This window comes from Streptomyces sp. BR123 (genome assembly GCF_013401435.1).
GTDB lineage: Bacteria > Actinomycetota > Actinomycetes > Streptomycetales > Streptomycetaceae > Streptomyces.
In genome coordinates this window covers 1-3,286 of sequence record NZ_JACBGN010000481.1, presented here as the reverse complement: position 1 = coordinate 3,286, position 3,286 = coordinate 1, and the positions used below count along the sequence as shown (strand labels likewise).

Sequence of the window (3,286 nt, the reverse complement as noted above, 5' to 3'; positions counted from 1 at the left end):
CCCCCGCCTCCGCCCGCGCCGCCGACACCGCCCGCGCCGCCGGCGGTGCGGTCACCGCGGCCGGTTTCACCGCCCCCGTCCCCGGCGGCGTCTCCACCCCGTACCGGCTCGCCGGCGCCATGTGGTCCAGTGGCCACCACACCGGCGTCGACTTCATCGCGAGCTCCGGCACCACCGTCAAGGCGGTCGGCGCGGGCACCGTCGTCTCCGCCGGCTGGGGCGGCGCCTACGGCAACGAGGTGATCATCCGGCACGCCGACGGCAAGTACTCCCAGTACGGCCACCTCTCCCGGCTCTCCGTCTCGGTCGGCCAGAGCGTGAGCGGCGGCCAGGCCATCGGCCTCTCCGGCTCCACCGGCAACTCCACCGGCCCGCACCTGCACTTCGAGATCCGCACCGGTCCCTCGTACGGCTCGGACATCGACCCCATCGCCTACCTGCGCTCCAAGGGCGTGACCGTCTGACGGTTCGCGCGGCCGCTGCAGGCGGCAGGCCCGCTGAGGCCGGGACCCGAGGGGGTCCCGGCCTCACGCGCTGTTATTCCGCACCGACCGGGTGGTATAGATCACGGCCCGTCAACCCCTTCCTACGGTGGCGTAGGTCACGTCGGGCGGTGAAGGATATGGTCCCGTGGCAGCGACGACGATGACAGAGACGACAGAACAGAATTACCGGATTATCGGCTCGTACGCGGCACTCGGGGACAGCTTCACGGAGGGTGTGGGGGACCCGGGGCCCGGCGGGCTCTTTCTCGGCTGGGCGGACCGGCTGGCCGTGCTCCTGGCCGACCAGCGCCCGGAGGGCGACTTCCGGTACGCCAACCTCGCGGTGCGCGGGCGGCTGCTCGACCAGATCGTGGCCGAGCAGGTCCCCCGGGCCAGGGAGCTCGCCCCCGACCTGGTGAGCTTCTGCGCGGGCGGCAACGACATCATCCGGCCCGGCAGCGACCCGGACGACGTCGCCGAGCGGTTCGAGGCAGCCGTCGCCGACCTGACCGCCGCCTGCGGCCAGGTCATGATCACCACCGGCTTCGACACCCGCGGCGTGCCCGTCCTCAAGCACCTGCGCGGCAAGGTCGCCACGTACAGCGCGCACGTGCGCGCCATCGCCGACCGGTACGACTGCCCGGTCCTCGACCTCTGGTCGCTGAAGTCCGTACAGGACCGCCGGGCTTGGGACGACGACCGGCTGCACCTCTCGCCCGAAGGGCACACCCGGGTCGCGCTGCGCGCCGCCCAGGTGCTCGGCCTCGAGGTGCCGGCCGACCCCGACCAGCCGTGGCCGCCGCAGCAGCCGCGCGGCTCGGTGGACGTGACCCGCGACAACATCCAGTGGGCCCGCGAGTACCTGGTGCCGTGGATCGGCCGTCGGCTGCGCGGGGAGTCCTCCGGGGACCACGTCGAGGCGAAGCGACCGGACCTGCTGCCGCTGTAGGCCGGCGGGCGGGTTCCGCGAGGTCGTCGCAGTCGTCGCGGACGCGGCGGACGCGGCGGCGGAGGCACCGCAGGCGCAGGCGGGGCCCCGCGACGAGGTGGCCCGCGGGGGAGGAGAAGGCTGCTGCAAGGGGCCGTGCGGGCGCTCTCCCGGAATCCTCCGGGGCCGCCCCGCGTTGGGGGTGGTAGACCAGTAGGAAGCAGGCCGCCGGCCACGGCCTGCGACCGCCACCCACCCCCCAGGAGGCGCCTTGACCGGCTCCCGACCCCTGCGTCCCCGGCTGCGCGCCCTGCGCCCCGAAGCCTTCGGCGCGGATCCGTCCGGCGCACGGCTGGAGCGGATCCGGCGCTCGCCGAACTTCGCCGACGGATCGTTCCGGAACCCGGTCGGCGCCCGGATCAAGCCCTCCGCCTCGCTGCTGGAGTTCGCCAAGGTCTACTTCCAGAAGGAGCAGCGGATCCGGCGCAGCCCCGCCGCGTCGATCCCCGTCCACCCGACGACCCTGGCCGACCTGGCGAAGCCGCCGGTCAGCGGGCTGCGCCTGACCTGGATGGGGCATTCGAGCGTCCTCGCCGAGATCGACGGGCGCCGGATCCTCTTCGACCCGGTCTGGGGCGAGCGCTGCTCCCCCTTCCCCTTCGCCGGGCCCAAGCGGCTGCACCCCGTGCCGGTGCCGCTGGCCGCGCTGGGGCCGGTCGACGCCGTCGTGATCTCCCACGACCACTACGACCACCTCGACCTGCCGACCGTCAAACAGCTGGCCGGTACCGACACGGTCTTCGCCGTCCCACTCGGCGTCGGTGCGCACCTGGAGCACTGGGGCGTCTCCGCGGACCGGCTGCGCGAGCTCGACTGGAACGAGACCACCGGGATCGCCGGTCTGTCGCTGACCGCCACCCCGGCCCGCCACTTCTGCGGGCGCGGGCTGCGCAACGAGCAGCACACCCTGTGGGCCTCCTGGGTCGTCGCCGGCGACGAGCACCGGATTTTCCACAGCGGAGACACCGGCTACTTCCCCGGCTTCAAGGACATCGGTGCCGAGCACGGCCCCTTCGACGCGACCATGATCCAGATCGGGGCCTACTCCGACTACTGGCCCCGGAACCACACGGACCACACCCCGCTGCCCGGCGGGTGGCCGGACATCCACATGACCCCCCGGCAAGGCGTCCAAGCCCACCTTGACCTGCAAGGGTCAAGGCCGCACGGCGTGATGCTGCCGATTCACTGGGGCACCTTCAACCTGTCCCTCCATGCCTGGGCGGAGCCCGGGGAGTGGACGGTCGACGCCGCCGAGGAGGTTGGCCAGCCGGTGGCGCTCCCGCGTCCCGGCGAGCCCTTCGAGCCCGCGGGAAACCTGCCCGTGGATCCTTGGTGGCGCCCGATCGCCCAGCCGATCGCTCACCCGTGGCGTCGCCCCAAGCCGGTGGGTCTCCCGTCGAGCGAGTCCCTGGCCGGGGACCTGGACCTTGCCGGCGAGCGGTGACGCCTCCCGTCCGGTTCGTACGGGCAGGCCGCACCGCGCCGGTTGACCTGCCCGCCCGCGATCCGGACCACCCTGCAGCCGTTCACGCGTACCCGGCGGCCACCACACCGTCGAAGCCGTTTCCGGCGGCCGGGCGAGTGACGGGGCCTCGTGCGGGCGGCGTGTGCGGGGCGGCGGAGGGCGGGCCCGTGCAAGAGTGCTCGGGCCTCTGCCAGCTCCATCCGTCGGGAGTCATCCGGTGCTCGAACGCAAGCAGCTCAAGGGCCGCACGCAGGTCACCTTCGTCCTCCCGGAGGACAGCCCGGACGGGCCGGTGAGCGTGGTGGGGGACTTCAACCACTGGAACCCCGCCGCCCACCCCCTCAC

At 73.3% G+C, this 3,286-nt stretch carries 3 protein-coding genes; all 3 read left to right on the top strand.

Going from position 1 to position 3,286, the window contains the following annotated elements:
• Positions 1-464: M23 family metallopeptidase (locus HYE82_RS35290; protein ID WP_179178314.1), on the top strand; the 464-nt coding region annotated here is incomplete at its 5' end.
• A gap of 181 nt (positions 465-645) precedes the next feature.
• Positions 646-1,434 (top strand): SGNH/GDSL hydrolase family protein, encoded by a 789-nt coding sequence (locus HYE82_RS35285; protein ID WP_179178313.1) that lies wholly within the window; start codon positions 646-648, stop codon positions 1,432-1,434.
• A 250-nt stretch (positions 1,435-1,684) separates the two neighbouring features.
• Positions 1,685-2,920 (top strand): MBL fold metallo-hydrolase, encoded by a 1,236-nt coding sequence (locus tag HYE82_RS35280; protein WP_179178312.1) that lies wholly within the window; start codon positions 1,685-1,687, stop codon positions 2,918-2,920.
• The last annotated feature ends 366 nt before the right edge of the window (positions 2,921-3,286 follow it).

Coding starts and splice junctions, on each gene's coding strand:
- HYE82_RS35285 (WP_179178313.1), top strand. CDS start 646: ATGACAGAGACGACAGAACAGAATTACCGGATTATCGGCTCGTACGCG.